Raw genomic sequence first — 26764 nt, forward strand, 5'->3', positions numbered from 1 at the left:
GGTTAAAATGAAAAACATTCTTGTAACGGGTGGCGCTGGGTTTATTGGCAGCAATTATATCAACTTTATTTTGCAGGAAAGAGATGATTATAGAATCATCAATCTTGATAAACTTACTTATGCCGGAAATTTAGAAAATCTGAAAGAAGCGGAGGATAATCCCAATTATCATTTTGTTAGAGGTGATATAACAAATTCTGAATTGGTGAATTATCTTTTTCAGAAGTTTGAAATAAAATATGTAATTAACTTTGCAGCAGAAAGTCATGTTGATAGAAGCATCCTTGGTTCAGAAGTATTTTTCAGAACCAACGTAATTGGTACAAACGTTTTACTTGAAGCATCGCGCAGGTTTGAAGTAGAAAAATTCCTCCAGGTTTCTACCGATGAAGTTTATGGCAGTCTTGGGGCAACAGGATTATTTACTGAATCAACCCCGCTTTCACCAAATAGCCCATATTCATCAAGTAAAGCTGCGGCTGATATGATGGTAATGTCTTTTCATCATACTTTTGGATTACCAGTTGTAATAACACGATGTTCGAACAATTATGGACAGCTTCAATTTCCTGAAAAGTTAATTCCGCTAATTATTATTAATTGCATGAACAATAAAAAACTTCCTGTTTATGGCGATGGCTTAAACGTGCGTGATTGGATTTATGTAATTGATCATAACAAAGCAATCAATTTAGTTTTTGAAAAGGGAAGAATTGGTGAAGTTTATAATATCGGGGCTAGCCAGGAGATGAAGAATTTGGAAATTGTAAAACTGGTTTTAAAAAATCTTGGCAAGACAGAAGAACTTATCGAATATGTTAAAGACCGCCCTGGTCACGACAGACGTTACGCAATTGATTCATCAAAAATTCAAAATGAGCTTGGCTGGAAGCCGATATTCAAATTTGAAGAAGCAATTGTTCACACGATTGAATGGTACAAAAAAAATAAAAGCTGGTGGGAAAGGATAATCTCCGGCGAATACCAGAAGTATTACGAATCGCTTTATAGTAACAGATGAAAAGATGTGTGATGGTTGATGTAAGATGGTTGATGGAAAATAGAATATCAAGAATGAATTATTTACTCATATTCTAAATTTGTTTTTCATATAATTAAGAACTTCAATTGCATAATCAACTTCTTCAAATGTATTCTGAGCACCAAATGAGAACCTAATTGTTCCATTTGCATCTTCAACAGATTTTCCCATTGCTAGAATCACGTGTGATGGTTTAAGAGTTCCAGAGGTACACGCAGCTCCGTTGGACGCCGCAATTCCGTTTATATCCAGATACATTAATATTGCTTCAGCATCGTTATTATAAAATTCATTTTTAAAAGTAATGCTTAAAATGAATGGGAAATTATTCTTTATACCATTTATTTCAATTCCAGTTGAATCGAGCTGCTGAATTCCACAGATAAAATGTTCTCGCAACTTATTTACTGCTTCAAAATTGTTTTGCATTTCGGTTCTGGCAATTTTAACTGCTTCAGCAAATCCAACTATTGCCGCAGAATTTTCAGTCCCGCCTCTTCTATTCCTTTCCTGTGAACCGCCGAAAATTATTGGGGAAAGTGGTGTTCCACTTTTTGCATAAACTGCTCCGACTCCCTTCGGACCATTTAATTTATGGGCTGAAATGGAAAGAGAATCAATTCCAAAATTCTTTGCATCAATTGGGATCTTGCCAAACGATTGCACTGCATCGGTGTGGAAGAAAGATTTATTCTGATGAACGACTTCCGCAATTTGTTTAATATTATTTTCGGTGCCAGTTTCATTATTTATATGAATGACTGAAACCAATGAAGTTTTTTCATTTAAATTTTCTTTTAAAATTTCCAAATCGATGGAACTATCATTAATCACATCCAATTGTTTTACCACAAATCCTGACTTACACAATTCCTGCAAAGGTTCAAGTACACATTTATGTTCTGCTTTAGTCGTTATTATTTCATTCCTGCTGGATTCGGTAAATTCAGTTTTTGAAATTCCAAACAAAGGAAAATTATTTGCTTCTGTTCCGCCGCTTACAAAATATATTTCACTTGGTGATGCATTTATAAAATCTGCAATCGTTTCGCGGGCTTCCTCAATTGCAACACGCACTTTTCTTCCAAATCCATGAATGGAAGAAGGATTTCCAAACTCTTCCTTTAAAAATGGAAGCATCTTTTCTAAAACTTTGGGATGAAGAGGTGTAGTTGCGGCGTGATCGAAATAAATATTTCGTTTACTCACTACGGTTCCTTTCGAATATGGACTTTACTCCAAGTAAAACTAAATCATCTACTAAAATATTTTCGTAACGGATAAATGGTTGAATTATTCCAGCATTACCACCGGTTAAATATATTTTGATTATTTCTGTTCCAGCAAAGTTTGTTAGGTGATTGTAGGCTTTTTCTATCAGGCTGATTGTAGAGTTCAGGATTCCGCTTGCAATAGAAGATCGAGTATCTTTACCTATGAATGAAATGTAATCACTTAAATCAATTTTAGGTAACTGAGCGGTATTTTTGTTTAAGGAATCAATCATTGTTTTAATTCCTGGCAGAATAATTCCTCCCTCGAACATAGAATTATAATTTACAAAGTTCAAAGTAGTTGCCGTTCCAAAATCAATTATAAGCAGGTAGAATTTTTCTAAATCGTTAATTATAGGATTTTCTTTTCTATATAACGAATAAGCTCCTTCAGTAGCACATATTCTATCTATTCCTAAAGTTTCCGGAGTTTTGTAATTAATTGCTAAATTGAAATTTGATTTATGATTAATGATATACGGAGTTACTTTCAATTCTTTTTGTATATAATCTGAAAGCATTTTTGTTTTTTCTGAAACAACAGAAGAGATTGCTGCGTTTGTAATTCCAAAGTTTTTGAATGAATCCAAGGAAATATTTTCATTTGGAAAAACTTTATATGCAGCACGATTTTGTTTTTTGTAAACAATAAGTTTAGTGTTAGTATTTCCAACGTCGCAGCAAAGAAGCATTATCTTAAACTCACGTCGCCAAAATGGATTTTTTCAATTTTATTATCATCAGTACGGAGCATAATAAATCCCTGTTCATCAATGTCATCAAATACGCCTGCCTTAGAATAATTATCATCAACAACAAATATTTTTTCACCAATCATTCGGCAGCGGGAACGCCAATCATTAAGAACACTATTAGAATCGCGGGTAACTTTCCCAAGCATTTCTTCAAAGTTGTTCAGGATTTCACCCAACAATTGTTCTCTTTTAATATCATTTCCACTTTCGTTTTTAATTGAAGTTGGAGGAATTGCAAAGCTGCCTTGAAAAGAATTTTGGTTAACATTTAATCCAATACCAATTACTAATTTTTCAATTCGGTTTCCTTGTAAAGAAGATTCGATCAAAATTCCGGCAATCTTACTGCCATTAACCAAAATATCGTTTGGCCATTTAAGATTTACCTTTAGCTGAAACAAATTTTCTAATGATAATGCAACTACAACAGCAGTTCCAAGATTGATAACATTTAAATTTTTCTCATATAATCTTCGCTTAAGTAAAATAGAAAAAGTTAAATTCTGATCTTTGACACTATACCACTTTCTATCTTTTCTTCCTTTACCATGGATTTGCCGTTCTGCAAGAATAACTGTTCCATCGGGTTCTGTATTATTTTCAGGATCCATCAGGTAACTGTTGGTAGATTCAATTTCATCACAATAAATAAAATTCCTGCCGATAACATCTGTATCCAGCTTCAAGTCGAACTCTTTAAACGAAAACAATTTGAACCTCCTTTGTACAAAACAAATTTAGCAATTGAATTCCATAAATGAAATATAGTGATGTCTGAAATGATGGCAGGTTTACGGACAAGATAACCACAGTTGTGCCGGATGGTCAGAATAGCTGCCAAAGATTCCGAGTCAGAAAAATATAATAAATTCAATTAGTTTATTTTTCGCATTTATTCAAAAGATTTTGCTTGGCACAATCATTGGGTATTATAAATCGTAGTTATGAAGATGTAAAACAAAAAGGAGAAAAAATCATGACGCTTATAAAATTTGAACCTTTAAAGGAATTAGAAACTTTAAGCGATAGGATGCACAGATATTTTGAGGATTTTCCTTCATTTGGTTTTGATTTTACTGGGGGATTCTCTCCAAGGATAGATATTTCGGAGGATGAGAAAAATGTTTACGTAGAAGCAGAATTACCCGGATTGAAAAAGGATGATCTTAAAATAACTCTGCAGGACAATATCTTAACCTTAAAAGGTGAAAAGAAAAAAGAAATAGAAAAAAAGGAAAAGAATTATTATAGAAATGAACGTAGTTATGGTTCTTTCCAAAGAAGTTTCACCTTACCAGTAGAAGTTGATTCTAATAATGTTGATGCACACTTTGAAAATGGTACATTAACACTAAAAATGGAAAAACTTCAACCAGCTAAAACTAAAGCAAAAGAAATTGAGCTGAAGTAAAAAAATAAAATATTCAATGGCAGAAGATTATTCTTCTGCCAAATTTAATTTAACCGTTAGGAGAAGAAATGGGAAAAGTAATTGGAATTGATTTAGGAACAACAAACTCGTGCGTATCCGTAATGGAAGGTAACGAACCAGTTGTTATACCAAATTCGGAAGGTGGAAGAACTACTCCATCTATTGTTGCATTTACAAAAACTGATGAAAGATTGATCGGACAATCAGCAAAAAGACAGGCAATAACAAATCCGAAAAAAACCGTGTTCTCTATAAAACGTTTTATGGGAAGACGAATGGATGAAGTTACTTCTGAAATGACAAAGGTTCCTTATGAAGTACTTGCGGGCGATAATAATACAGCACGCGTAAAGATTGATGATAGAGTTTACTCACCACCGGAAATAAGCGCAATGATTCTTCAGAAAATGAAGAAAACTGCAGAAGATTATCTTGGTCAGGAAGTGACAGAAGCGGTTATAACTGTTCCTGCTTACTTTAATGATTCACAACGCCAGGCAACTAAAGATGCCGGTGAAATTGCTGGTTTAAAAGTTAGAAGAATAATAAATGAACCTACGGCTGCGGCACTTGCTTATGGATTGGATAAAAAACAAAAAGATCAGATTGTTGCTGTTTATGATTTAGGCGGCGGTACTTTTGATATTTCCATTCTTCAACTAGGTGATGGTGTATTTGAAGTAAAATCAAGTAACGGTGATGGACACCTTGGCGGTGATGATTTTGACCAGAGATTAATAGATTATCTTGCAGATGAATTTAAAAAGCAGGAAGGAATTGATTTGCGTAAAGATCCGATGGCTCTTCAAAGATTAAAAGAAGCTTCTGAAAAAGCTAAGATCGAATTATCAAACTCGGTTCAGACTGATGTCAATCTTCCGTTCATAACTGCAACGCAAGATGGACCAAAACATATGAACATAGTTATTACACGAGCAAAATTTGAACAATTAGTTGATGATTTAATCGAAAGAACAGTAGCACCATGCGAAAAAGCAATTAAGGATTCTGGTGTATCCACTTCTCAAATTAACGAAGTAATTTTGGTTGGTGGTTCTACGCGTGTTCCAAAAGTCCAGGAATTAGTTAAACGATTGTTTGGCAGGGAACCACATAAAGGTGTTAACCCTGATGAAGTTGTTGCAATAGGCGCGGCAATACAAGGCGCTGTTTTAACAGGTGAAGTAAAGGACGTGTTGCTTCTTGATGTTACTCCTCTTTCATTAGGAATTGAAACTCTTGGCGGAGTAATGACAACATTGATTCAGGCAAATACAACTATTCCAACAAAGAAGAGCGAAGTATTTAGTACTGCGTCAGATAACCAACCTTCAGTAGAAATAAATATTATACAAGGTGAAAGACCGATGGCAAATGATAACAGAACGCTTGGCAGATTTCATTTGGATGGTATCCCACCTGCACCACGCGGTATTCCGCAAATTGAAGTTACATTCGACATCGATGCAAATGGAATACTACACGTAGGAGCTAAAGATAAAGGAACCGGCAAGGAACAGAGCATAAGAATAACTTCTTCCAGCGGACTTTCTAAAGATGAAGTTGAAAAAATGCGGACTGAAGCAAAAGCCCATGCAGCAGAAGATAAAAAGAAAAAAGAATCCGTTGAGATCAGGAATCAAGCTGACAACCTGATATTCCAGACAAAGAAACAGATTGAAGAATTGAAAGAAAAGTTACCTGTTGAATCAAAAAACAGATTGGAAACTGAAATTAAAAAAGTTGAAGATGCAATTGCTACAAATAATTCTGATGCAATTAAATCTGCAACTGAAGGATTAACCAAAGTTTGGAATGAAGTTGCTTCCCAGATGTATGCACAAACTGGAGGACCTCAATCAGGTCAACAGCAAGATGCTGGTCAGCAACCTCAGCAAGAGCCGGGAACACAGGAAGATAAAAAACCTGATGAAAAAGAAGTCCAGGATGCTTCCTTTGAAGTTGTTGACGATGAAGAAAAAAAGAACAAAAACAAATCTTAACTTAAAGGAGAAAAAATAAAATGGAAGATAAAGATCTGGTAAACGTAGAAGAATCTAAAACTACAAACTGGGATGAAGCGCTTGAAAAAGAATGCTGGATAGCTCCCATAGTAGATATTTTTGAAACTGAAGAGGACTTTACTTTAATAGCTAATATGCCCGGTGTAAAAAAAGAAAATGTTAAAATCAAAATTGAGGACAACAGTTTACTTGTAATGGGCAAAGTGGATTATGAAAATATGCTTAACAGAAATTACGTATTAAACGAATCGCAGGCGGGGAATTTCTATCGCAAGTTTCAAATTTCTGAAAGTATTGATGATAGTAAGATTGCAGCCAAATTAGAGAATGGGCAGCTTAATATTCATCTACCAAAACACGAAAGAGCTAAACCTAAAAACATCGAAATAAAATAATATTTTCCCAGTTACACTTCTCTTATGGTCCCGCCCGGCGGGACTTTTTTTATGTAGAACTGGAAAATTGATTTAATAATAATTTGAATGCTTTAAATATTGAACTGCAGTTTTAATTTATACTAGCGATAAATTTGATTTGATGATTGATAAATTATTAAAAATTATTTTCAATTTCCCAAATCATAATTTCCATTTTTAATTATTCATTCTTATTTTATCACCAGATTATTTCATAATTTTGATGAAAAAACTTCTACCTCTTTTACTTCTCTTTATCTATGCAGGATTAAGCTATCTTGATTCCTCGACCCATAATAAAAAGCAGGCAAACGAAAAAAGCGTTAATCAGGATGTTTACCAGGATGGGATTCTTAAAAGCGAACTATCTAACGTTTCTTCAGTTGCAAATTATAATATTCAGGTGGAGTTATTTCCAGAGACAAAAAAGATAATTGCTGAAGAAGAATTAACCTGGACAAACAAAACTCAATTTCCTGCAAATGAAATTCAACTTCATCTTTATCCAAATGCTTACAAAAACAGATTTACTCTTTTTGCTAAAGGAAGAGGAATTGAAATAAATAATGAAACTAAATCCGGAGTGGAAATTTCAGAAATAAAAATTGATGATAAACCAGTCAAGTTAATTTATATCCAGCCAGAAGTTGAAAACAAGTTTGATAGCACAGTAGCAAAAATTATATTAAATAAACCGGTACAACTCGGTGAATCACTTAAAATCAATTTTAAATTTTCTGTACCAATTCCAAAAGCTGGAAAAAGGTTTGGGTATGCTGCAGATAGAAATTTCTTTTTTATCTCTCAGTGGTTTCCAAAGGTTGGAGTATTTGAAAATGGTAAATGGATTTGCAGCCAGTATCATCCTTTTACAAATTTCTTTTCCGCTTTTGGGACTTATGATGTAAAAATAAAGATACCAGAAAAGTTTACTGTTAATGCTACAGGTGTTCATAAAAGTACAAGTAAAACTAAAGACGGCAAGTTGATTTACAATTTTAAGCAGGCAGGTGTTCACGATTTTGCCTGGATGGCAAGTGATGAATTTGTTATTCAACACTTAATCTATAAAAGAAAAGATGGATCAGAGATAAAAATAAAAGCAGTTATCCTGCCTGAGAATGAAAAATACAGGGAAAGATTTGTTAGATCAGTAGCAAATGCATTAGAATATTTTGAAAAATATATTGGCAATTATCCTTATCAAACTATTACAATTGTAGATGTTCCTAGCACCAGTCAATCTGGCGGGATGGAATATCCAACTTTAATTACTACCGGTGCCGAATTATTTTCACCAATGGAAACACTTCAACCTGAATATGTAACAATTCACGAATTTGTACATCAATTTTTTTATGCGGTTGTTGCTAATAATGAAGTATATGAAGCCTGGCTGGATGAAGGTTTAACTTCCTATATTGCATCAAAGATTGTTGAAAAGTATTATGGACTTGGATCAATAAATTTTAAGTTTATTGGTAACTATCCAATATTAGGATTGAACTTTCTTTCCTACAATGAGATTCCGTTAATTTATACGCTCGGAAAATATACCTATCCGGAAGGAGCCGCAATGCTTGCAAGATATTATTCTTCTCCAAATTCTTTTTCAATATTGGATACTTCATATAAACTTCCGAATACTCAACTTTATGCTATCGCCTCCTATAGTAAACCGGACCTGGTTCTAATTTCCCTGGAAAGGTATTTAGGGTTCAATAAGATGATGGATATTTTCAGAGATTACTATAACCAATATAAATTTCGCCATCCAACTTCTAATAACTTTCTTACAACAATGCAAAAAAATATTCCGGAGAATTTATCCTGGGCTTTCGATAATCTTTTCCGAAACTCATCAATATTTGATTACAGTGTGAAATATGTTAAACCTACCGGCAATTTGGATGAGCATGAAGTTTTTATTGAAAGAATTGGTGATGGAATATTCCCGCAGGAGATAGCGCTGTATACTGATAGAGATACTGTCTATCAGAACTGGGATGGAAAAGAAAGATGGAAGAAAATTTTATTTAAGACTAAAAACAAAGTTGCTGGTGCAGAAATCGATCCTTACAGAAAAAATATTCTTGATTTGAATTATGCAAATAATTCTTACCTGATAAATAAACAATACGGTGGAAGCTTACGGCTTTCATTTAGATGGTTCTTTTGGATCCAAAGTTTATTGATAATATTAAGTAGTGTTACGTGAAAAATAAAGTAAATGAAATATTTTCCTCTGCTGTAAAACTTCTTTTAAAGAATATTAAATTTATTTGGTTGTTTTGGGGATCTAACATAGTATTTGGTGTTGTACTTTCACTGCCAATTTATTATATGCTCGAAGATAATCTTCTTCATTCAGCTTATAGCTATAAACTTAATTTTGGGTTTGATTATATATGGTACCTTCAGTTTAGAGAATTGTATAAAAACACTATCGGTGTAATTCCATATATGATTTATGGAACAGTCGGTGTCTATGTTCTAATCCAGGTATTTTTTGTGGGTGGTCTAATTTCTGTAATAAATACACCAAAGAAAAATCATTATGTCGATTTCTTTTATGGTGGTGTTAAGTACTGGTATCGATTTGCAAAAGTTCTTCTTATTTCACTAGTTTTTTATGCAATAGCATTTATTATAAATGATTATCTAGGACTATTAGTACAGTACCTTTTTTCTAACAGTGCAAGAAAGCTCGAATTTTTTCTTCGCGGTTCGAGGTATTTATTGTTGATTTTTCTAATCGGGGTTGTAAGCCTGGTTTCTGATTACACAAAAGTATCATTATCATTAAGAGATAGTGAAAAAGTATTAAAAGAAATTATTTACGTTATTAAATTTCTTAAGAAAAACTTTTACCAGATTTTCGTAATTTTTTTTCTTGTTGCCTGTCTGGGTGCAATTGCAGCAATAATTTATAACATCATCGATAGCTTTATTCCCAGCACAACTTTTATGTTTTTTTTGCTTGCCTTTATTCTTCAGCAATTGTTAATTATATTTAGACTGTTAGTTAAGATGCTATTTGTGTCTACAGAAGTGATTCTTTACAAAGACTTGAATGCTCAAATTATTCCAACTTATGCTGAAGAAGTAGATTAGGAGAAAGTTATGGCTATACTTCCAATTAATGTTTACGGCGATAAAATTTTAAGAAAAAAAGCCACCCAGGTTGATGAAAAGGAAATTGAAAAAATTATTCCTTTCATTAAAAGTATGTGGGAAACAATGCGCGGTGCAGCTAACGGTGTTGGCTTAGCTGCAAATCAGGTTGGATTAAATAAATCCATTTTTATTGTTGATGTTTCGCAGGTTGAGGGTTATGAAAAGACAAAACCAGTTGTAATGATTAATCCCAAAATTTTACTTTTCTCTGAAGATAAAATAATTATGGAAGAAGGATGTTTGAGCCTTCCGAATTTACGTGCTGAAGTAATTAGACCCAACTCTGTTAAAATTCTTTATCACGATACTGATCTGAATGAAAAAATAATTGAAGCAAATGATTTTTTTGCACGGGTTATTCAGCATGAATATGATCATCTTCATGGAACATTTTTTACTGACCGTCTTGTTGATGGTTTGAAAAAACAAGTGAAGGAAGAATTAATTAAAATTAAGAATCGTGAAGTTAAAATTGATTATTTAATAACTCAGAAAGTATAAACAAGATTAAATATATTTCCTTGTTTCCTTACCAACTTTGCAAATCAAATAGATTGATATGAAAATAATTTTTATGGGCACTCCGGATTTTGCTTTTCCTTCTCTGCAGGCAATTATTGAAAGAAAACACACAGTGGAAGTGGTTGTTACTGCGCCGGATAAAGAACGCGGTAGAGGACAGAAGTTAACTTATACACCGGTAAAAGAATTTGCACTTCAGAAAAATATAACAGTACTTCAGCCGGAAAACTTAAGAGACGAAAATTTTATTAATCAACTTAAAGAAATTAATGCCGAAGTTTTTGTTATTGTAGCATTCAGAATTCTTCCAAAAGAAGTTTTTACTTTGCCAAAGAAAGGTACCTTTAATTTACATGGTTCGCTTTTACCAAAATACAGAGGTGCCGCTCCAATCCAATGGGCAATTATAAATGGTGAGACTGAAACCGGGTTAACTACTTTCTTTCTTCAGGAAAAAGTTGATACGGGGAATATTATCCTGCAAGAAAAAGTTGAAATTATAAATGATGATAATTTTGGTTCACTCCACGATAAAATGAGTTTACTTGGTGCTTCTGTAGTATTGAAAACTCTTGAGTTGATTGAACAGAATAAAGTTGAAATGAAGATGCAGGATAACCTGTTTGCAACACCGGCACCGAAGATTACAAAGCAAATCTGCCAGGTAGATTGGAATGAACCAGCCGAAAAAATTCATAACCTGGTTAGAGGATTATCTCCATATCCAGGGGCATTCTTTTTTAACAATGGAAAACAGATTAAGATTTATAAAACTTCTATTAATAAAGAGATAAAACTAATAGCCGGGGAAATTCTTCAAACCAAAACTGAGGCAGTGATAGGCTGCGGAAGTAACTCTCTTAACATTATCGAGATCCAACCTGAAGGAAGAAAACGAATGATGATTGAAGAATTCCTTAGAGGATATACTTTAATTGTGGATTTATGATTGCTGGTTGTGGATTGACGATCAACAGTTAACAAAAAGCCTATCAGTATCTACCATCTTCACTCTTAATTCTTCACTCTCCGTTCTTCACTCTTCACTTTTTTGCAATTCATTTTAAGAATACTAAATTTGAAAAGAAGAAAAATAAATTGAGGTAAATAATGGGCTTTTCTACTGATGCAATTCACGCGGGACAAATTCCTGATCCAACAACCGGCGCTGTAATAACGCCTATTTATCAAACAACAACTTATGCTCACGATGAACTTGGAAAAACGAAAGGATACCATTATGGCAGAACTCATAATCTTACAAGAGAAGCCTTGGAAAAAAATATTGCATCGCTGGAAAAAGGCAAATATGGAATTGCTTTTTCTTCCGGAGTTGCAGCTGAACATGCATTAACCGGATTATTAAAACCGGGTGATCATGTAATTGCAACCAACAATTTATATGGCGGCACTTATCGTTTGTATGAATTAATCATGAAAGAATATGGTCTAGAATTTTCCTGGTTGGATACTAGTAACTTGAAAAATGTTTTTTCTGCTATTAAACCAAACACTAAAATGGTCTTTGTAGAAACACCAACTAATCCTTTGCTTACGCTTACTGATTTAAAGAAATTGGCGGTTTTATGCAAAAATAAAGGTTTGATCAGTGTAGTCGATAATACATTTGCCACGCCATATTTCCAGAATCCTTTACTATTTGGAATTGATATTGTCGTTCATAGTACAACCAAATATCTTAATGGACATAGTGATGTAATTGGTGGAATGATAATTACAAATAATGATGGAATAAATAAAAAACTAAGATTCACCCAAAATGCAATCGGAGCCATTCCGTCTCCATTCGATTGTTGGCTTACTTTACGTTCTACCAAGACTCTTGCTGTTAGAATGGAGCGGCATAATTTTAACGCAATGCAAATTGCTAAATATTTTAGTGGGGAAGGAGAGAACAAGAGTAAGAGTAAGAACGAGATCAAGAATAAGATTAAGAAAGTAATTTATCCAGGATTACAGGAACATCCATTCCATTCATTAGCTAAAAGGCAAATGCGCGGATTTGGTGGAATGCTATCTCTTGAACTAAAAGATTTTGATATTGCAAAAAGACTTTTAAACAATGTAAAGATTTTTACTTTAGCTGAAAGTCTTGGTGGAGTAGAAAGTTTAATCAGTCACCCGGCAACGATGTCTCACGCATCGGTTCCAAAAGAAGAGAGAGAAAAGTTTGGTATTACAGACAGCCTTGTGCGTCTTTCAGTTGGGATTGAAGATGTTGAAGATTTAATTGAAGACATAGAGAATGCACTGAATGTTTGAACCTTCGAGGTTTTTAGAACTTCGAATGTCCTTCATTCTGGCTTTTAAGAAATCATTTAGATGATTATTTTGTAAATAAAAATGGAGGCAATATGGCTGATTTAAAATCCAATGGCGAACAAAAAATTGTTGATGATACAAAATACTCCATGGATACTCACCTGATTTATGGAAAGAACATTACAACAAAATGGGATTATTCACATCACGTTGTTTCACCAATATCCTCTTCTACAACTTTCAGGTTGGATTCAGTTGAACGAGGTGCGCAAGGATTTATTAGCTTTGCTAATACTCCAAGCATGCACGAAGATGAAACTCCAATTTATATTTACGATCGACTTGGCGAACCTAACAAAGATATTTTAGAAGAGAATCTTGCTTATGTAGAAAAAGGTGAAATGGCAGTTACTTTTGCAACAGGAATGGGCGCAATTTCCGGAGTTCTTGGGGCATTAACAAAAACTGGTGATGAAATAATCGTTCATACAACACTTTATGGCTGCACAATTTCTCTTTTTAATAATTGGTATCCGCGATATAACATCAAAGTTCCTAAAATAGATTTAACTAAAGCAGAAAATCTATTAAAGATTTTGAACGAAAATACAAAGGTTGTTTATTTTGAAACGCCTGCTAATCCAAATATGGATATAATTGATATAAGAGCAATCGCTGAAATTCTTGAGGATGTAAACAACAAACGGGATGAAAAAAATCACGTAAAGATTGTAGTAGATAATACTTTTTCAACTCCATTTTGCCAGCGACCGCTTGAGTTTGGTGCCGATTTTGTCGTTCATTCATTAACTAAAGGAATCGGCGGGTTTGGTACAGATATGGGTGGAGTTGTTATTGGAAAAAAATCTTACCGCGATATGGTTCTTCTTTATCGTAAAGATTTTGGTGGAGTTCTAAATACTAAAAGCGCCTGGGCTATTCTCACTTACGGATTGCCATCCTTGGCAGTTAGACAAAGACAGCAAGTAAAATCTGCGCAGCGTGTTGCGGAGTATTTAAACTCTCATCCAAAAGTATCGCATGTAAATTATCCGGGATTACCAAACTTCAAATATTATGAATTAGCAAATAAACAAATGAAAGATTTCAATGGAAACTTTGCTCCGGGAAGTTTAATCTACTTTGTACTTAAAGGTAATACTCCTGAAGAAACACGGGAGAGAGGCAGGTTATTCATGAATTATGTTGCTGACAATGCTTACACGATGACGCTGGCAGTGAGTCTTGGACATACAAGAACATTAATTGAGCATCCAGCTTCGATGACCCATTCTGTTGTTCCATCAGATCAATTGTTGGAGAATGGAATTGATGCCGGTGGAATCAGGCTGGCATTAGGTTTGGAAAATGTTGATGATGTTCTTCTTGATTTGGAAGACTGCTTGAAAGTGATTTGAAAATGTAGAATACAGAATACAGAACTCAGAAAACAGAATTAAGAAGTTAGTAGTTGTAAGACTGAAAATGGGACATGAAGATTGAGAAATGAATTCTTTGAATAAAGAATGAAGATTAATAATTAAAATTCTGAATCCTGACTTCTTACTACTGAATACTTATAAAAGGAGGTAAATGAAATGAAAAAAATAATCGCGTTTTTCATTTTTATCATTCCTGTTTTTCTAAATGCTCAATTGCAAAGTGCCGGTTTGCAAGGAATGAATATTTACAGCTTAGCCCAATATGGTGATGCAGTTTACGTTGGAACCGATGATGGCGTATACTGGATTAGACCACATTTCAGTTATTGGAGGACTTTTGGATTACAAGGTAAAAAAATTAAATCTGTCTATCCTCATCAATACGGTGCAATTGGAACAGCAATTACTGTTTCGGTACTGCGTGATAGTATTTCTTCAAACGAACCATTAATATATTGTACCTCAGATTTGGGGCAGACGTGGATTGTAAAAGATTCCGGTATAGTTAGAAATGATATTCCTTATTTAAAAGATATTAACGGATTTCCCTCACCACTAATTTGCGGAGAAACTTTTGCTGGTGGATTTGGAAAATTATACCGGAGAGATTTGAATAGTCCAACGTGGGAAAAAGTTTTTGATATTGGAATTGGGCAATTGAATGTGGTTGAAGCAAATCAGCAAACTGCTGATGTTTGGGTTGGTGGAGAAACGACAATCTTTGCTCCATATATTTCCAAATCTGAAGATAAAGGTAAGACCTGGCTAACTTTTTATCCAAACTTAAACGGTGATAATGCCTGCAACTCAATTTTGTTTGATGATAATGATACAAACATTGTTTATGCCGGAATGGAAGGCTCGGTAATTAAATCTACTGATAGAGGAGAAACCTGGAATCCCACAAAATTAACGGGAACTCTGTATTATTTTAATGCACTCGCAAAAGATTATCTTACCAGCACTATTTTTGCGGGTGGTTCAACAAATGAGAATTATTTTGGGTTATTTGGAAGTTCTGATGGTGGTGAATCCTGGTATCAGATAGCTCCAATACCTACAGTTATGTTAAAAGGTATTTCGAGTCTGCAGGTTGTTGTAAGCTCTTGGTGCTGCGAAAGAAATCTCTATGTCGGAACGTTAGGTGATGGAATTTATACTTATCATTTGAAAGTAATTGATGAAGTTCTGGATGAAAACCAAGATCCCCTACAATTTCATCTTTCACAAAATTATCCTAATCCATTCAATCCAACTACAGCGATTTCATATGTCATACCTAAATCGTCATTCGTAGTTCTAAAAGTTTTTGATGTTTTAGGAAATGAAGTTTCAACTCTGGTAAATGAGAATAAGCTTGCAGGAAGTTACGCAGTTTATTTTAATATTAAAGATCTGCCTGAAGGAAAGGCTGGTCTTTCATCCGGGATTTATTTTTACAAACTTCAAGTTGATAATTATATTCAAACGAGAAAAATGACCATTCTGAAATAAAAGTGATTAATAAAAAACATCAATTTCAACTCATTTCATTTTTACTTTTTTAGTATAGCTATAATTTCATAGTTTTACATCAAGAATTATTTAGAAAGAATTTTATAAGATGATTGTTTTAAAAAGTATCCTGTTCAATCAATTCCCGGAATTAATTTTTGGTTTTAGTACTAAAGTATGGAATAATGAAATTCCTCCTTACTATTTCAACCTTTCACTTAGTGTTGGTGATGATGAGGAAATAGTAAAAAAAAACCGTGAGCAATTTTTTAACTTTCTTGAATTAGGATTAGATAAAATTGTATTTCAAAAGCAAATCCATAGCGATATTGTTAAGTACGTGGATAAACCTGGTTTTTCAGGCGAAGGTGATTCTTTAATTACTGATAAACCAAATATTGGATTGGCGGTATCTGTCGGTGATTGCACACCAATCTTTATTTACGATAAACTAAATAAAGTGATTTCTGCTGTTCATTCCGGTTGGCGTAGCACTCAGAAACAAATCCTTAAAAAAACTCTTCAAAAACTAAAAGATGATTTCAATTCTCAACCAGAAAATATTTATGCTTATATCGGTCCATCAATTACACAAAAAAATTATGAAGTTGGAAACGAAGTTGCGGAATTGTTTGATCCGAAATATTCAATGCCAGTAGGTGAAAAATTTCTGCTTAATGTTCAAAAAGTAAATTATGATATGTTAATTAAATTTGGTATTCCTTCCACTCACATCCAGGTTTCTAATCTTTGCACTTATGAATCCAAAAACATGCTTCACTCCTACCGAAGAGATGGTGCAAAATCAGGTCGTTCTTATGGTGTATTAGCGTTTAAAAGTAAATTATGAAATCAGAAAATTTAAAAACTTTTTTAGGCTATATAGTAATTTGCCTGGTTTGGGGTTCTACCTGGATGGCAATACGGATAGGGTTGGATTCAATGCCACCACTGCTTTCTGCGGGATTCAGATTTCTACTTGCTTCTGTATTTGTATTAATAATAATGCGGTTTATGGGATTAAGAATTCAAGTTGATGGAACTTCACTTATTATTTACCTGGTAATGTGTATCTTCTCTTACATATTACCATTTGGATTTGTTTATTGGGGGGAAAAATATGTAAACTCCGGAGTTGCTTCCATTTTATTCGCATCGTTTCCGTTGTTTGTCGCTGTCTTTTCCAAGATGGCTTTTCCTAAAGATAGAATTGGCAATTTTAGTTTAATTGGAATAATCGCCGGCTTTGCTGGTATCGTTGTAATTTTCTCGAATGATCTCTCTATGAACCTTACACTTAATCTTTATGGGATGATAGTTATTGTTCTTAGTTCATTAATGCAAGCAGGTATAGCGGTTGCAATAAAAAAATATGGGAAGCATTTAAATCCACTTTCTATGAACTTCATTCCTATTTTTTTTGCAGGAATTGTTCTAACTCTTGTTGGTTGGATGTTTGAGGATACAACTTCAATGAAAATAGATTCCAAAGCTGTATTTACAGTAACATATCTGGCGTTGTTTGGGACGGTTGTTGCGTTTACAACTTACTACTGGCTATTGAAAAGAATGAGCGTAGTATTTTTATCGCTTAGTTCTTTCATTACTCCAATTATTGCAGTAATTGTTGGCTGGATTTTTCTTAATGAAAAATTAAGTGAAAGAACTTTATTAGGCAGTTTACTGGTGCTAATCGGAATTTTATTTGCTAATTTTAATGGTCTTAAAAATTATTATTATTCAAAATTTAAGAACGGTTAATGATTAATGTAATACGGATAAAAAAAGCAGCTTTTTACGCATATCATGGTGTGCTTACAGAAGAGCAAAATGTTGGTGGAAAATTTGAAGCTGATGTTGATTTGTACACAGATTTTAGTGAAGCAGCTACAAACGACAATTTGAAATATACAATTGATTACTCGAAAGTATATAAATTTATTAACAAGCTTGCCTTGGAAAAAAAATATTATTTAATTGAAACGCTGGCAACCCGGATTGCTGATGGAATATTAGAACAATTTTCCAGAGTTTCCAAGGTTGCGGTAAGAGTAAGAAAACATACTGTCCCTATTGGTGGTTATGTAGATTATGTTGAGGTGGAAATAATTAAAGCGAAAGGAGAAGTTTAGTTTTATTTTGATGACGGAAAACATTTTTTTAGGATTAGGTTCAAATAAGGGGGATAGATTAGAATTTATTAAAACAGCAATCCGTAAAATCCGGGAAGATAAAGAATCAAGGATTGTGGCAATTTCATCAGTTTACGAAAGTGAACCGTATGGAAATAAAAGTCAAAATTGTTTTTTAAATGCTGTTGTTAAAATTAAAAGTGAGCGCTCATTAACTTCCTTGTGCCAATGGATAAAAAATCTTGAAAAAGAAATTGGAAGAATTCCGGGAGAGAAATGGGGACCGAGAGAAATTGATATCGATTTACTTTTTTTCAGTAACCTGATCCACAAGGATGATTGTTTACAGATACCGCACAAAGAAATTTTGATGCGGGATTTTGTAGTTGTTCCTATGCAGGAAATTGTACCGGAATTTGAGCATCCAATAGAAAAGATTAAGATGAAAGATATTAAGTTGAACGATATAGAAAAGCTGATCTTTAAAAAGTATAATTTGGATCTTTCAAACTTGTAAGGAGAAAAAGAAATTGACTGAACCATCCGAAGTAAAATATATCGCAATAGAAGGAGTAATCGGATCCGGTAAAACTTCGCTGGCAAAAAAAATCAACGATAAGCTTAAAGCAAATTTAATTTTGGAACAGTTTGAGCACAATCCTTTCCTGGATAAGTTTTACCTTGATAGAAAGAGATATGCTTTTCAAACTCAAATGTTCTTCCTGATAAATCGATTCAAACAGCAGCAGGAACTAAACCAGGAAAATCTTTTTTCGGAGTATTTGGTTGCAGATTACATTTTTGACAAAGATAAAATTTTTGCATACCTGAATCTTGAAGGTGAAGAGCTTAAACTTTATGAAACAGTATTTCCGCTGCTTTACCGTGATTTACGCAAACCAGATTTGGTAATATTTTTGCAATCCAGTGTTGATCGTTTGATGCACAACATAAAAAGAAGAAACAGACGAATAGAAAGAAATATTTCCAGAAGTTATATTGAAGAACTAAGTGAAGCATATAATAATTTCTTTTTTAAATACAATAATACACCTTTGTTAATAGTGAACACAACTCAAGTGGATTTTGTTAACAATGAACAGGATTTTAATGAAATCTATTTTCAAATTTTTAGAGAAGATAGAGGAGTTTATGAATATTTTAAACCGGAAACTAAGGATTAGGTAATGTTCAGATTTATATTTCTGTCATTTTTGGTATATATTATTTTCAAAGTGTTAAATTATTTTTGGCGGATGATTGTAGTCTCCACTCAAACCAAGGGTAACAATGCTGATTACAAAACTCCCAAAGAATCAACTAACAACAAATATAATATACAGCAAAAGGATATTGTGGATGCTAATTTTGAAGAGATTAAAGAGAATAAGGAGAAGCCAAATTAATTTTAATATACACAGCACCAATTAAATGGTTCAAATGATTTATTTTAATGAGCCAACGGCAAGGTACAATTATCTGAACAAATTAAAAGGTTATTTATCTAAATAAATCCACCAGAGAAATTAGTTGGGTAAATCTTTTCTAAATACCATCCTAAAGAAAATCTTTGAATTACTTCCAAATAAAAACAATGATATTGGAACCCCAAATAAAATTTTAATTGTAAGGCAGCATAATCAACTTGGTGATTTGCTTGCAACGGTATCCTTCTTCAAAGCAATTAAAGAAAAATTCCCTATTTCAAAAATCACTTTGATAGTTAGCCCGGAAAACTTTGCTGCTATTACTAAAAATAAATTTGTTGATAGCTATTTCATATTTAATAAAAGAAAACTTTACAATCCTGTCTATTTCTTCAAATTTGCCAAACTTTTAAGAACCAAGTATGATTTAGCTATTGTTCCTGTTACAGTTTCTATATCTTTTACAAGTAATTTCTTGGCGCGGATATCAAACTCAAAATCAAGGATTGGTATTGAAGAACTTAGTGGCAAAAAAAACGATTATAATTTCTTCTTTGATAGACGAGTTGCGATGGATTGGCGAAAGCATCCGGATGCTAATGTAGCCGATTTTTGTCTTGATATGATTCGTCCTTTTGGAATAACTACTTCCAACCTTAAGTCGGAAATTTCATTTGAGGAAAGTGATAATAAAAATGCTGAGAAATTTATTTCTTTGCTTGAAAGAAAAGGCGATGAATTACTAATCGGTTTTCATATAGGCGCAGGAAAACCACCAAACCGCTGGTCGCTGGATAAATTTGCGGAGTTGCTGAATAAATTAAACAAGAACTACAAAGCAAAATTTTATATAACGGGAAGTAACGCTGATAAAAATGAGATAGATTACCTCCAAAGAAAAATCAATATTCCTGTAAAATTATTTTTAAACAAACAGATTCCAGAAGTTGCTGCAATAATATCAATTTCAAATTTATTCATAACAAACGATACCGGAATTATGCATGTTGCCGGCACAACAAATACTTCACAGATATCAATCTTTGGTCCAACAAATCCATTTAACTGGGCTCCAATCGGTAGAAATAAATATTTCCTGCGTAAGTCAGATTTGATTGACGATGTTACGGTTGAAGATGTTTTTGTTTTGTGCAAAGAGATTCTGCATCCAAAGAAAGTTAGCGGTGAGTATATTCTTGCTATAATTGATTGCGGTTCCAACTCTTTTCATTTAGTTATCGCTAAAGTATCGGATAATGGCAGCTTCCAAATCGTAAAACACGAAAGGGAAGTTGTTAGGATTGGTGGTGGTAGCGGCGCATCCAAAATAATTTCAACTGAAGTTATCCAAAGAGCCATTACAACTTTGAAAAAATTTAGTATCATTGCACTTTCCTTCGACGCACAAATTCGTGCAGTTGCAACAAGCTCCATTCGAGAAGCACAAAACCAAATTGAGTTTCTTCAAAAAGTGGTTAAAGAAACTGGAATTGAGATAAATGTAATAGATGGAATTGAGGAAGCCCGCCTGATCTTTCTCGGAATTCAAAAAGCAATTCCAACTTTAAATCAAAAAATATTGTGCATAGATATTGGCGGTGGTAGTACTGAATTTATAATTGGACTAAATGAAAAAATTTTATTTTCATCAAGCGTTAAACTTGGTGCAGTTCGTCTTTCAAAAATGTTCTTCCCGGATTTCATAATTACTGAAGAAGGAATCAAGAGTTGTTTAAATCATATTCAGGAAATAATTTCTCCGGTGGTTAAAGAAATTCAAGAGATTGGTTTTGAAAAATGTATCGGAACCTCTGGCACAATTATGTCCTTAGCTTTTATGATCAAAGCAATGAAAGGTGAAACTCTGATTGAATCTTATACAGTTAATAATTATACGTTTTCAAAAGATGAATTTGAAAAGATTGAGCAATCTATTTTAGATAAGACTACAGCAGAGCAAAGAGGAAAAATTCCAGGAATTGATATTGAGAGGGCAGACATAATTCCTGCTGGAGGAGTAATTTTGTCTTCATTAATTAATCAGCTTTCAATTGATGAAATTACTGTTTCTGGTTTTGCGATAAGAGAAGGAATTATTTTAGATGCTATTGCCGCTAATTCTTAACTGGTTTTCAAATTAACCGATTGATAATTGTTTTTTCTCTTAGTATTGCATATTGATGTTAATTTGGTACAATGTTACTTTAAGATCAGAATTCATTAAAATTTATTTTTACGCGCTCAAAATTCATAATAAATTAAAATTACTCGCGAACAATATTATAGGAGAAATTATCATGCACGAAAAAAGTATTGTACTATTAAACAAAGCGATTGCAGATGAGTTATCGGCGGTTCATCAATATATGTATTTTCATTTTCAGTGTGATGACCAGGGACTTGATCTGCTTTCAAATTTATTTAGAAGAACAGCTATTGAAGAGATGCTTCATATCGAAAGACTTGCAGAAAGAATTTTATTTCTTAAAGGTGAGGTGGAAATGGCTGCTTCTGAACCTGTAAAGAAAATAAATGCGGTAGAAGAAATGTTGAAAACTGCATCTGCTATGGAGCAGGGAAGTGCTAGGGATTATAATCTTTGGGCAAACGAATGTTCTGCAAATGCAGATTCAGTTTCCAAACAGCTATTCGAAAGTCTTGTTGTTGATGAAGAACGTCACTACGATCAATATGATAAAGAACTGGATAATCTTAAAAAATTTGGTGACCGCTATCTTGCATTGCAATCAATTGAGCGAAGCAAGACACTAAATACTGCAGTTGGTGGAATCCAGAATTAGGGTTTAATAAAATACAAAGTTGGGGAATTGAATGAAAGAAAATGAAAAAATGAGATTTGAAGAAAAACTTTTTTTTCAAGTCTCATTGGTTGTATTCAAATCAATCTCATCACAAATACTTTACCTTCTTTGCATTTCAGGGCGGCAGTCATTATATTTCTAAGAAAAATTTCACATTAAAATTGATGGAAAATGCAGAAAATTTATATCCAAAACCTTGCTCCGTACGTTGGGGAAACAATCACTCTAAAAGGCTGGCTTTACAATAAAAGATCAAGCGGAAAAGTAAAATTTTTAATTCTAAGAGATGGAACCGGCTTGCTTCAGTGCGTAGTATTTAAAGGTAATGTAAGTGAAGAAGTTTTTAATCTTGCTGATCGGTTAGGACAAGAATCCTCGATTGAAATTACTGGCAAGATCAAAGAAGAAAAAAGAGCTCCCGGTGGTTACGAGATGGATGCTACTGATTTAAAATTAATCAGCGAAGCTCACGATTATCCAATCACTCCAAAAGAACACGGCGTAGAATTCCTGATGGACATCCGCCATTTATGGCTTCGTTCAAATCGCCAGGTTGCAATTATGAAGGTCCGGCACAGAATAATAAAAGCGATCAGAGATTTTTTTGATGAGCGCGGATTTACTTTAATGGATTCTCCAATCCTTACACCCGCAGCTTGTGAAGGAACTTCCACTTTGTTTGAAACTCAGTACTTCGATCTTGGCAAAGCATATTTAACACAAAGCGGACAGCTTTATGCAGAAGCAAGTGCGATGGCATTAGGTAAGGTTTATACTTTCGGACCTACATTCAGAGCAGAAAAATCTAAAACCAGAAGACATCTAACAGAATTCTGGATGGTTGAACCTGAAGTTGCTTTTAATGATTTAGATGATAACATGGATTTAGCTGAAGAATTTCTTGAGTACATTGTTCAAAGTGTTCTGAAGGACAGATTAGAAGAATTGAAAGTTCTTGAAAGAGATATTACAATGCTGGAAAAAGTTGTAAGACCTTTCCCAAGAATTTCTTATAACGAAGCTGCTGAAATCCTTAAAAAGAACAATATTGAATTTGAATACGGAACAGATCTCGGCGGTACAGATGAGACGGTCATATCAAATCAATTTGATAGACCGGTAATGGTTCATCGTTATCCATCAGAAGTGAAAGCATTTTATATGAAACGCGATCCGCTTGATCCGACAAAAGCGTTAGCAGTTGATGTACTTGCTCCGGAAGGTTATGGAGAAATTATTGGTGGCAGCCAGAGAGAAGATGATTTTGATGCACTTCTTGGAAGAATTAAGGAACATAATCTACCCCAGGAAGCGTTTGAATGGTATCTGGATCTCAGGCGCTTTGGATCGGTTCCTCATTCAGGATTTGGACTTGGTGTTGAAAGAACTGTTTCGTGGATTTGTGGATTAGAGCATGTTCGGGAAACAATTCCGTTTGCAAGAATGATTTACAGGAACACTCCGTAATAATTTATAATTGAAAATTGATAATTTAGAATAAAGAACAAGTAATCAGTTATTATCAAAGAATCAAATGGACCTATTACAAGAAAAAGTTGATTATCGGAATTGTCTAATTAAATTCAGAAGCCCTTTCCTTTGGAGAGGGTTGGGGAGAGGCAATGACATTTGAATTAATCCTTTTTATTCTATTTGCGGTCGTTGGGGCTGTTTCATCGGTTGTAATGATTACTAGACCCAATCCCGTTATGAGCGCAATTTTTTTGGTGCTAAACTTTTTCGCATTAGCAGGATTGTATCTATTACTAAATGCTCAATTTATTTCCGTAGTTCAAATTATTGTTTATGCCGGCGCCATTATGGTTTTATTTCTGTTTGTACTGATGTTACTAAATACAAAAAGTGAATCAGAACTTTTTGGAGCAAAGAAAAAACTAAAATTGTTTGCAATCGGAATTGCTGCATTTGTATTCATCCAGATTGCCTATTTGATTTTTTACACAGCGCCTTCCGGAAAAATTAGTAAAAGTGTTGAGCTAAGTGTTAAAGCTGGAACGATTGAACAGATTGGCAGACAGCTTTATACAAATTATATTCTTCCGTTCGAAGCTGCGGGATTTTTGCTTCTGGCAGCTACAATCGGAGCGCTTGTTCTGGCAAAAAAGAAGTTTGAATAAATTACATTGTTTAATTGTTGCGTTGCTCAATTGTTTAATAATTTTTTCAACAACAATTTAACAATTAAACAGTTTAGCAATTTTCAAGTGAAAAAAACAAAACGAAATACAAAGAGTAAGAGTTTAAAAGATGTCCGTTATCCCAATTGAATATTATTTAATTCTTAGCGCATTTATGTTTGCGGTTGGTGTTACAGGTGTGCTGATAAGAAAAAATGCAATTGTTGTTTTTATGAGCATCGAGCTAATGTTGAACTCAGCTAACTTAACTCTTGTTGCTTTCTCTTCATATTTAGGAAATTCAATCGGGCAGGTGTTTGTGTTTTTTGTAATGACCGTAGCAGCGGCAGAAGCTGCTGTTGGATTGGCGATTATCATTGCAATCTTTAGAAACAAATCTACCGTTAACATCGATGAAATAAATATTTTTAAGTGGTAAACGATTAATGATAAATCTAATTTATTTAACTGTGTTGCTCCCGCTACTTGGATTTCTAATCAATGGAATATTTGGCAGCAAGATTAAGAATGAAAAGATTATAGGCTTGATTGGAAGCGGAACAGTTGGTATTGCATTTATCATTTCGCTCGGAGCGTTTTTCCAAACTCTTGGTTTGCCAGTTGAAGAACGAAGAAATGTTGTTGAACTATTTACCTGGATCAATGTAGGCTGGCTAAATGTTAAAGTTGCTTACCTTGTCGATCAGCTTTCGTTAATAATGGCAATGATTGTAACAGGTGTTGGATTTCTTATCCATGTTTATTCCATCGGTTATATGCATGGGGATAAAGGATTTTGGAGATTCTTTGCTTATATGAACCTCTTCATCTTTGCAATGATGAATTTAATTCTTGCTGATAATTTCCTTCTGCTTTTCCTTGGATGGGAAGGTGTTGGCTTATGTTCTTATCTTTTAATTGGATTTTGGTACAGCAGGAAATTTGAAAAAGGTACTACAAGTCAAGCTGCTAAAAAAGCATTTGTTGTAAACAGAATAGGTGATTTCGGATTTCTTCTTGGTATGTTCCTCATCTTTATGACTTTCGATAGCCTCAACTTTCAGGAAGTGTTTGCAAAAGCGCAAATGTTTTCTATTTCTGAAAAAGTATTCAACTTTATTGCTCTATTTCTTTTTATCGGGGCAACAGGAAAATCAGCGCAGATACCTTTGTTCGTCTGGTTACCGGATGCAATGGCAGGTCCAACTCCAGTTTCAGCTTTAATCCACGCCGCCACAATGGTAACTGCCGGAGTTTATATGATTGCAAGATGTTCCATCATTTTTGCATCCGCACCAGCAATTTTATCATTAATTGCTGTAATAGGATTATTAACTGCATTCTTTGCTGCCACTATTGGTATTGTTCAAAATGATATTAAAAAAATTCTTGCGTATTCAACAATCAGCCAGCTTGGGTACATGTTTCTTGCTTTAGGAGTTGGTGCCTTTAGTGCTGGAATTTTCCACCTGATGACCCACGCCTTCTTTAAAGCTTTGTTGTTTCTTGGTGCTGGTTCCATTATTCATGCTATGCACGATAAACAGGATATTCAGCAATACGGTGGATTGAAAAATTATATGCCTACAACTTATTTTACATTCCTTATTGCTGCATTAGCAATTTCAGGCTTTCCAGGATTATCAGGATTTTTCAGCAAAGATGAAATTCTTTGGAGCGCATATTCTCAAGGTACATTTTTATTTTGGGCGATTGGAGTTTTTACCGCACTGATGACAGCGTTTTATATGTTCCGGTTGGTTACGTTAACTTTTTATGGTAAATCAAAGTTTGGGCATGAAGTACATCCGCACGAATCACCAAAAGTGATGACAATTCCTCTTATCATACTTGCGTTTCTTTCCGTTGTAGGCGGATACATTGGAATTCCGGAAGTTTTTTCCGGGGAAGATGGGAATCTTTTTCATCGCTGGTTAGAGCCTGTTTTTAGCAGCGCAGAAAGAAAACTGGAATTCTACGGTACTCATACTCATTTTGAAGAAATGCTATTAATGGTAATATCAATTGTTGGCGTACTTGCTTCAATATGGTTTGCCTTTATTGTTTATACAAAAAGATCAGACATTGCTAACTATGTTTCTGTAAGATTCAAATCGTTTTACAAATTGTTATTCAATAAATATTATGTTGATGAAGTTTATGAAACTACAATTGTAAATTCTATTCAGAAAGGATCTGAATCTGTACTATGGAAGTTTACAGATAACAAAATTATTGATGGTGCGGTAAACGGAACTGCTCTATTGATTGATAAAGCTGGTGGTTTAATTCGGCAAATGCAAACAGGTATAGCGCAATTCTATGCGCTTATTATGATGCTTGGAATTGCTATTGCACTGTTTTGGATAATCTTAAGCCTTTAA

The 26764-nt window shown here is 33.9% G+C and carries 26 protein-coding genes; 23 read left to right on the forward strand and 3 right to left on the reverse strand.

Annotated features, from left to right (window positions below):
- Positions 1-7: 7 nt before the first annotated feature.
- A complete protein-coding gene (gene rfbB / locus NTX22_14195; protein MCX6151669.1) occupies positions 8-1021 on the forward strand; it encodes a dTDP-glucose 4,6-dehydratase in 1014 nt (337 codons plus the stop codon).
- Between the two features lie 66 nt (positions 1022-1087).
- Here rfbB and NTX22_14200 read toward each other — a convergent pair whose 3' ends face one another.
- The 3 genes from NTX22_14200 to NTX22_14210 are packed head-to-tail and all read right to left on the reverse strand — an operon-like array spanning position 1088 to position 3781.
- Complete coding sequence (locus NTX22_14200) at positions 1088-2251, reverse strand: cysteine desulfurase family protein (protein ID MCX6151670.1); 1164 nt, start codon at positions 2249-2251, stop codon at positions 1088-1090.
- Positions 2244-3008 carry a type III pantothenate kinase gene (locus NTX22_14205; GenBank protein MCX6151671.1) on the reverse strand — a complete coding sequence of 255 codons (765 nt, stop codon included), beginning with the start codon at positions 3006-3008 and terminating at the stop codon, positions 2244-2246. Before NTX22_14205 ends, NTX22_14200 begins: the two co-directional genes overlap by 8 nt.
- On the reverse strand, positions 3008-3781 hold the full coding sequence (locus NTX22_14210; GenBank protein ID MCX6151672.1) for a biotin--[acetyl-CoA-carboxylase] ligase: 774 nt from the start codon (positions 3779-3781) through the stop codon (positions 3008-3010). The genes NTX22_14205 and NTX22_14210 overlap by 1 nt, the downstream gene beginning before the upstream one ends.
- A 266-nt stretch (positions 3782-4047) precedes the next feature.
- On the opposite strand from NTX22_14210, the gene NTX22_14215 reads away from it, so the two are divergent.
- From NTX22_14215 to nuoL, 22 genes are all read left to right on the forward strand, one after another.
- Positions 4048-4482 (forward strand): Hsp20/alpha crystallin family protein, encoded by a 435-nt coding sequence (locus NTX22_14215; protein MCX6151673.1) that lies wholly within the window; start codon positions 4048-4050, stop codon positions 4480-4482.
- 68 nt (positions 4483-4550) lie between these two features.
- On the forward strand, positions 4551-6506 hold the full coding sequence (dnaK, locus tag NTX22_14220) for a molecular chaperone DnaK (protein ID MCX6151674.1): 1956 nt from the start codon (positions 4551-4553) through the stop codon (positions 6504-6506).
- 20 nt (positions 6507-6526) lie between these two features.
- On the forward strand, positions 6527-6922 hold the full coding sequence (locus tag NTX22_14225) for an Hsp20/alpha crystallin family protein (GenBank protein ID MCX6151675.1): 396 nt from the start codon (positions 6527-6529) through the stop codon (positions 6920-6922).
- Positions 6923-7166: 244 nt separating this feature from the next.
- Positions 7167-9161 carry a M1 family metallopeptidase gene (locus NTX22_14230; GenBank protein ID MCX6151676.1) on the forward strand — a complete coding sequence of 665 codons (1995 nt, stop codon included), beginning with the start codon at positions 7167-7169 and terminating at the stop codon, positions 9159-9161.
- Positions 9158-10057 (forward strand): hypothetical protein, encoded by a 900-nt coding sequence (locus NTX22_14235; GenBank protein ID MCX6151677.1) that lies wholly within the window; start codon positions 9158-9160, stop codon positions 10055-10057. The genes NTX22_14230 and NTX22_14235 overlap by 4 nt, the downstream gene beginning before the upstream one ends.
- 9 nt (positions 10058-10066) lie before the next feature.
- Positions 10067-10621: a peptide deformylase gene (def, locus tag NTX22_14240; GenBank protein MCX6151678.1), complete on the forward strand. Its 555-nt coding sequence runs from the start codon at positions 10067-10069 to the stop codon at positions 10619-10621.
- Between the two features lie 58 nt (positions 10622-10679).
- Positions 10680-11591, forward strand: coding sequence for a methionyl-tRNA formyltransferase (fmt, locus tag NTX22_14245; protein MCX6151679.1), 912 nt, complete (start codon positions 10680-10682; stop codon positions 11589-11591).
- Positions 11592-11752: 161 nt separating this feature from the next.
- Positions 11753-12925 carry a PLP-dependent aspartate aminotransferase family protein gene (locus tag NTX22_14250; protein ID MCX6151680.1) on the forward strand — a complete coding sequence of 391 codons (1173 nt, stop codon included), beginning with the start codon at positions 11753-11755 and terminating at the stop codon, positions 12923-12925.
- 92 nt (positions 12926-13017) lie between these two features.
- On the forward strand, positions 13018-14343 hold the full coding sequence (locus tag NTX22_14255; protein ID MCX6151681.1) for an aminotransferase class I/II-fold pyridoxal phosphate-dependent enzyme: 1326 nt from the start codon (positions 13018-13020) through the stop codon (positions 14341-14343).
- 180 nt (positions 14344-14523) lie between these two features.
- Entirely contained in the window at positions 14524-15861 is a 1338-nt protein-coding gene (locus NTX22_14260; protein MCX6151682.1) for a T9SS type A sorting domain-containing protein, read from the forward strand.
- Between the two features lie 109 nt (positions 15862-15970).
- Positions 15971-16711: a peptidoglycan editing factor PgeF gene (gene pgeF / locus NTX22_14265; GenBank protein MCX6151683.1), complete on the forward strand. Its 741-nt coding sequence runs from the start codon at positions 15971-15973 to the stop codon at positions 16709-16711.
- The gene (locus tag NTX22_14270) at positions 16708-17622 is read left to right on the forward strand and encodes an EamA family transporter (protein MCX6151684.1); all 915 of its coding nucleotides are present in this window, start codon (positions 16708-16710) and stop codon (positions 17620-17622) included. The genes pgeF and NTX22_14270 overlap by 4 nt, the downstream gene beginning before the upstream one ends.
- On the forward strand, positions 17622-17993 hold the full coding sequence (gene folB / locus NTX22_14275) for a dihydroneopterin aldolase (GenBank protein ID MCX6151685.1): 372 nt from the start codon (positions 17622-17624) through the stop codon (positions 17991-17993). The genes NTX22_14270 and folB overlap by 1 nt, the downstream gene beginning before the upstream one ends.
- A 10-nt stretch (positions 17994-18003) precedes the next feature.
- Complete coding sequence (gene folK / locus NTX22_14280) at positions 18004-18510, forward strand: 2-amino-4-hydroxy-6-hydroxymethyldihydropteridine diphosphokinase (GenBank protein MCX6151686.1); 507 nt, start codon at positions 18004-18006, stop codon at positions 18508-18510.
- 13 nt (positions 18511-18523) lie between these two features.
- A complete protein-coding gene (locus tag NTX22_14285) occupies positions 18524-19177 on the forward strand; it encodes a deoxynucleoside kinase (GenBank protein ID MCX6151687.1) in 654 nt (217 codons plus the stop codon).
- A gap of 3 nt (positions 19178-19180) precedes the next feature.
- Complete coding sequence (locus NTX22_14290) at positions 19181-19399, forward strand: hypothetical protein (protein ID MCX6151688.1); 219 nt, start codon at positions 19181-19183, stop codon at positions 19397-19399.
- A gap of 124 nt (positions 19400-19523) precedes the next feature.
- Entirely contained in the window at positions 19524-21545 is a 2022-nt protein-coding gene (locus NTX22_14295) for a hypothetical protein (GenBank protein ID MCX6151689.1), read from the forward strand.
- A 172-nt stretch (positions 21546-21717) separates the two neighbouring features.
- Complete coding sequence (locus tag NTX22_14300) at positions 21718-22221, forward strand: bacterioferritin (protein ID MCX6151690.1); 504 nt, start codon at positions 21718-21720, stop codon at positions 22219-22221.
- A 192-nt stretch (positions 22222-22413) separates the two neighbouring features.
- On the forward strand, positions 22414-23709 hold the full coding sequence (gene asnS / locus NTX22_14305; protein MCX6151691.1) for an asparagine--tRNA ligase: 1296 nt from the start codon (positions 22414-22416) through the stop codon (positions 23707-23709).
- Positions 23710-23864: 155 nt separating this feature from the next.
- Positions 23865-24380 (forward strand): NADH-quinone oxidoreductase subunit J, encoded by a 516-nt coding sequence (locus tag NTX22_14310; protein MCX6151692.1) that lies wholly within the window; start codon positions 23865-23867, stop codon positions 24378-24380.
- A gap of 139 nt (positions 24381-24519) precedes the next feature.
- Positions 24520-24819 (forward strand): NADH-quinone oxidoreductase subunit NuoK, encoded by a 300-nt coding sequence (gene nuoK, locus NTX22_14315; protein ID MCX6151693.1) that lies wholly within the window; start codon positions 24520-24522, stop codon positions 24817-24819.
- A 7-nt stretch (positions 24820-24826) separates the two neighbouring features.
- The gene (nuoL, locus tag NTX22_14320) at positions 24827-26764 is read left to right on the forward strand and encodes an NADH-quinone oxidoreductase subunit L (protein ID MCX6151694.1); all 1938 of its coding nucleotides are present in this window, start codon (positions 24827-24829) and stop codon (positions 26762-26764) included.

The sequence above is a fragment of the Ignavibacteriales bacterium genome, from assembly GCA_026390815.1.
Classification (GTDB): Bacteria; Bacteroidota; Ignavibacteria; order Ignavibacteriales; family SURF-24; genus JAPLFH01.

Coding starts and splice junctions, on each gene's coding strand:
- pgeF (MCX6151683.1), top strand. CDS start 15,971: ATGATTGTTTTAAAAAGTATCCTGTTCAATCAATTCCCGGAATTAATT.
- dnaK (MCX6151674.1), top strand. CDS start 4,551: ATGGGAAAAGTAATTGGAATTGATTTAGGAACAACAAACTCGTGCGTA.
- asnS (MCX6151691.1), top strand. CDS start 22,414: ATGCAGAAAATTTATATCCAAAACCTTGCTCCGTACGTTGGGGAAACA.
- NTX22_14215 (MCX6151673.1), top strand. CDS start 4,048: ATGACGCTTATAAAATTTGAACCTTTAAAGGAATTAGAAACTTTAAGC.
- NTX22_14290 (MCX6151688.1), top strand. CDS start 19,181: ATGTTCAGATTTATATTTCTGTCATTTTTGGTATATATTATTTTCAAA.
- NTX22_14225 (MCX6151675.1), top strand. CDS start 6,527: ATGGAAGATAAAGATCTGGTAAACGTAGAAGAATCTAAAACTACAAAC.
- NTX22_14300 (MCX6151690.1), top strand. CDS start 21,718: ATGCACGAAAAAAGTATTGTACTATTAAACAAAGCGATTGCAGATGAG.
- NTX22_14250 (MCX6151680.1), top strand. CDS start 11,753: ATGGGCTTTTCTACTGATGCAATTCACGCGGGACAAATTCCTGATCCA.
- folB (MCX6151685.1), top strand. CDS start 17,622: ATGATTAATGTAATACGGATAAAAAAAGCAGCTTTTTACGCATATCAT.
- NTX22_14260 (MCX6151682.1), top strand. CDS start 14,524: ATGAAAAAAATAATCGCGTTTTTCATTTTTATCATTCCTGTTTTTCTA.
- def (MCX6151678.1), top strand. CDS start 10,067: ATGGCTATACTTCCAATTAATGTTTACGGCGATAAAATTTTAAGAAAA.
- NTX22_14270 (MCX6151684.1), top strand. CDS start 16,708: ATGAAATCAGAAAATTTAAAAACTTTTTTAGGCTATATAGTAATTTGC.
- NTX22_14255 (MCX6151681.1), top strand. CDS start 13,018: ATGGCTGATTTAAAATCCAATGGCGAACAAAAAATTGTTGATGATACA.
- NTX22_14230 (MCX6151676.1), top strand. CDS start 7,167: ATGAAAAAACTTCTACCTCTTTTACTTCTCTTTATCTATGCAGGATTA.
- NTX22_14205 (MCX6151671.1), bottom strand. CDS start 3,008: ATGCTTCTTTGCTGCGACGTTGGAAATACTAACACTAAACTTATTGTT.
- NTX22_14310 (MCX6151692.1), top strand. CDS start 23,865: ATGACATTTGAATTAATCCTTTTTATTCTATTTGCGGTCGTTGGGGCT.
- nuoL (MCX6151694.1), top strand. CDS start 24,827: ATGATAAATCTAATTTATTTAACTGTGTTGCTCCCGCTACTTGGATTT.
- fmt (MCX6151679.1), top strand. CDS start 10,680: ATGAAAATAATTTTTATGGGCACTCCGGATTTTGCTTTTCCTTCTCTG.
- rfbB (MCX6151669.1), top strand. CDS start 8: ATGAAAAACATTCTTGTAACGGGTGGCGCTGGGTTTATTGGCAGCAAT.
- folK (MCX6151686.1), top strand. CDS start 18,004: ATGACGGAAAACATTTTTTTAGGATTAGGTTCAAATAAGGGGGATAGA.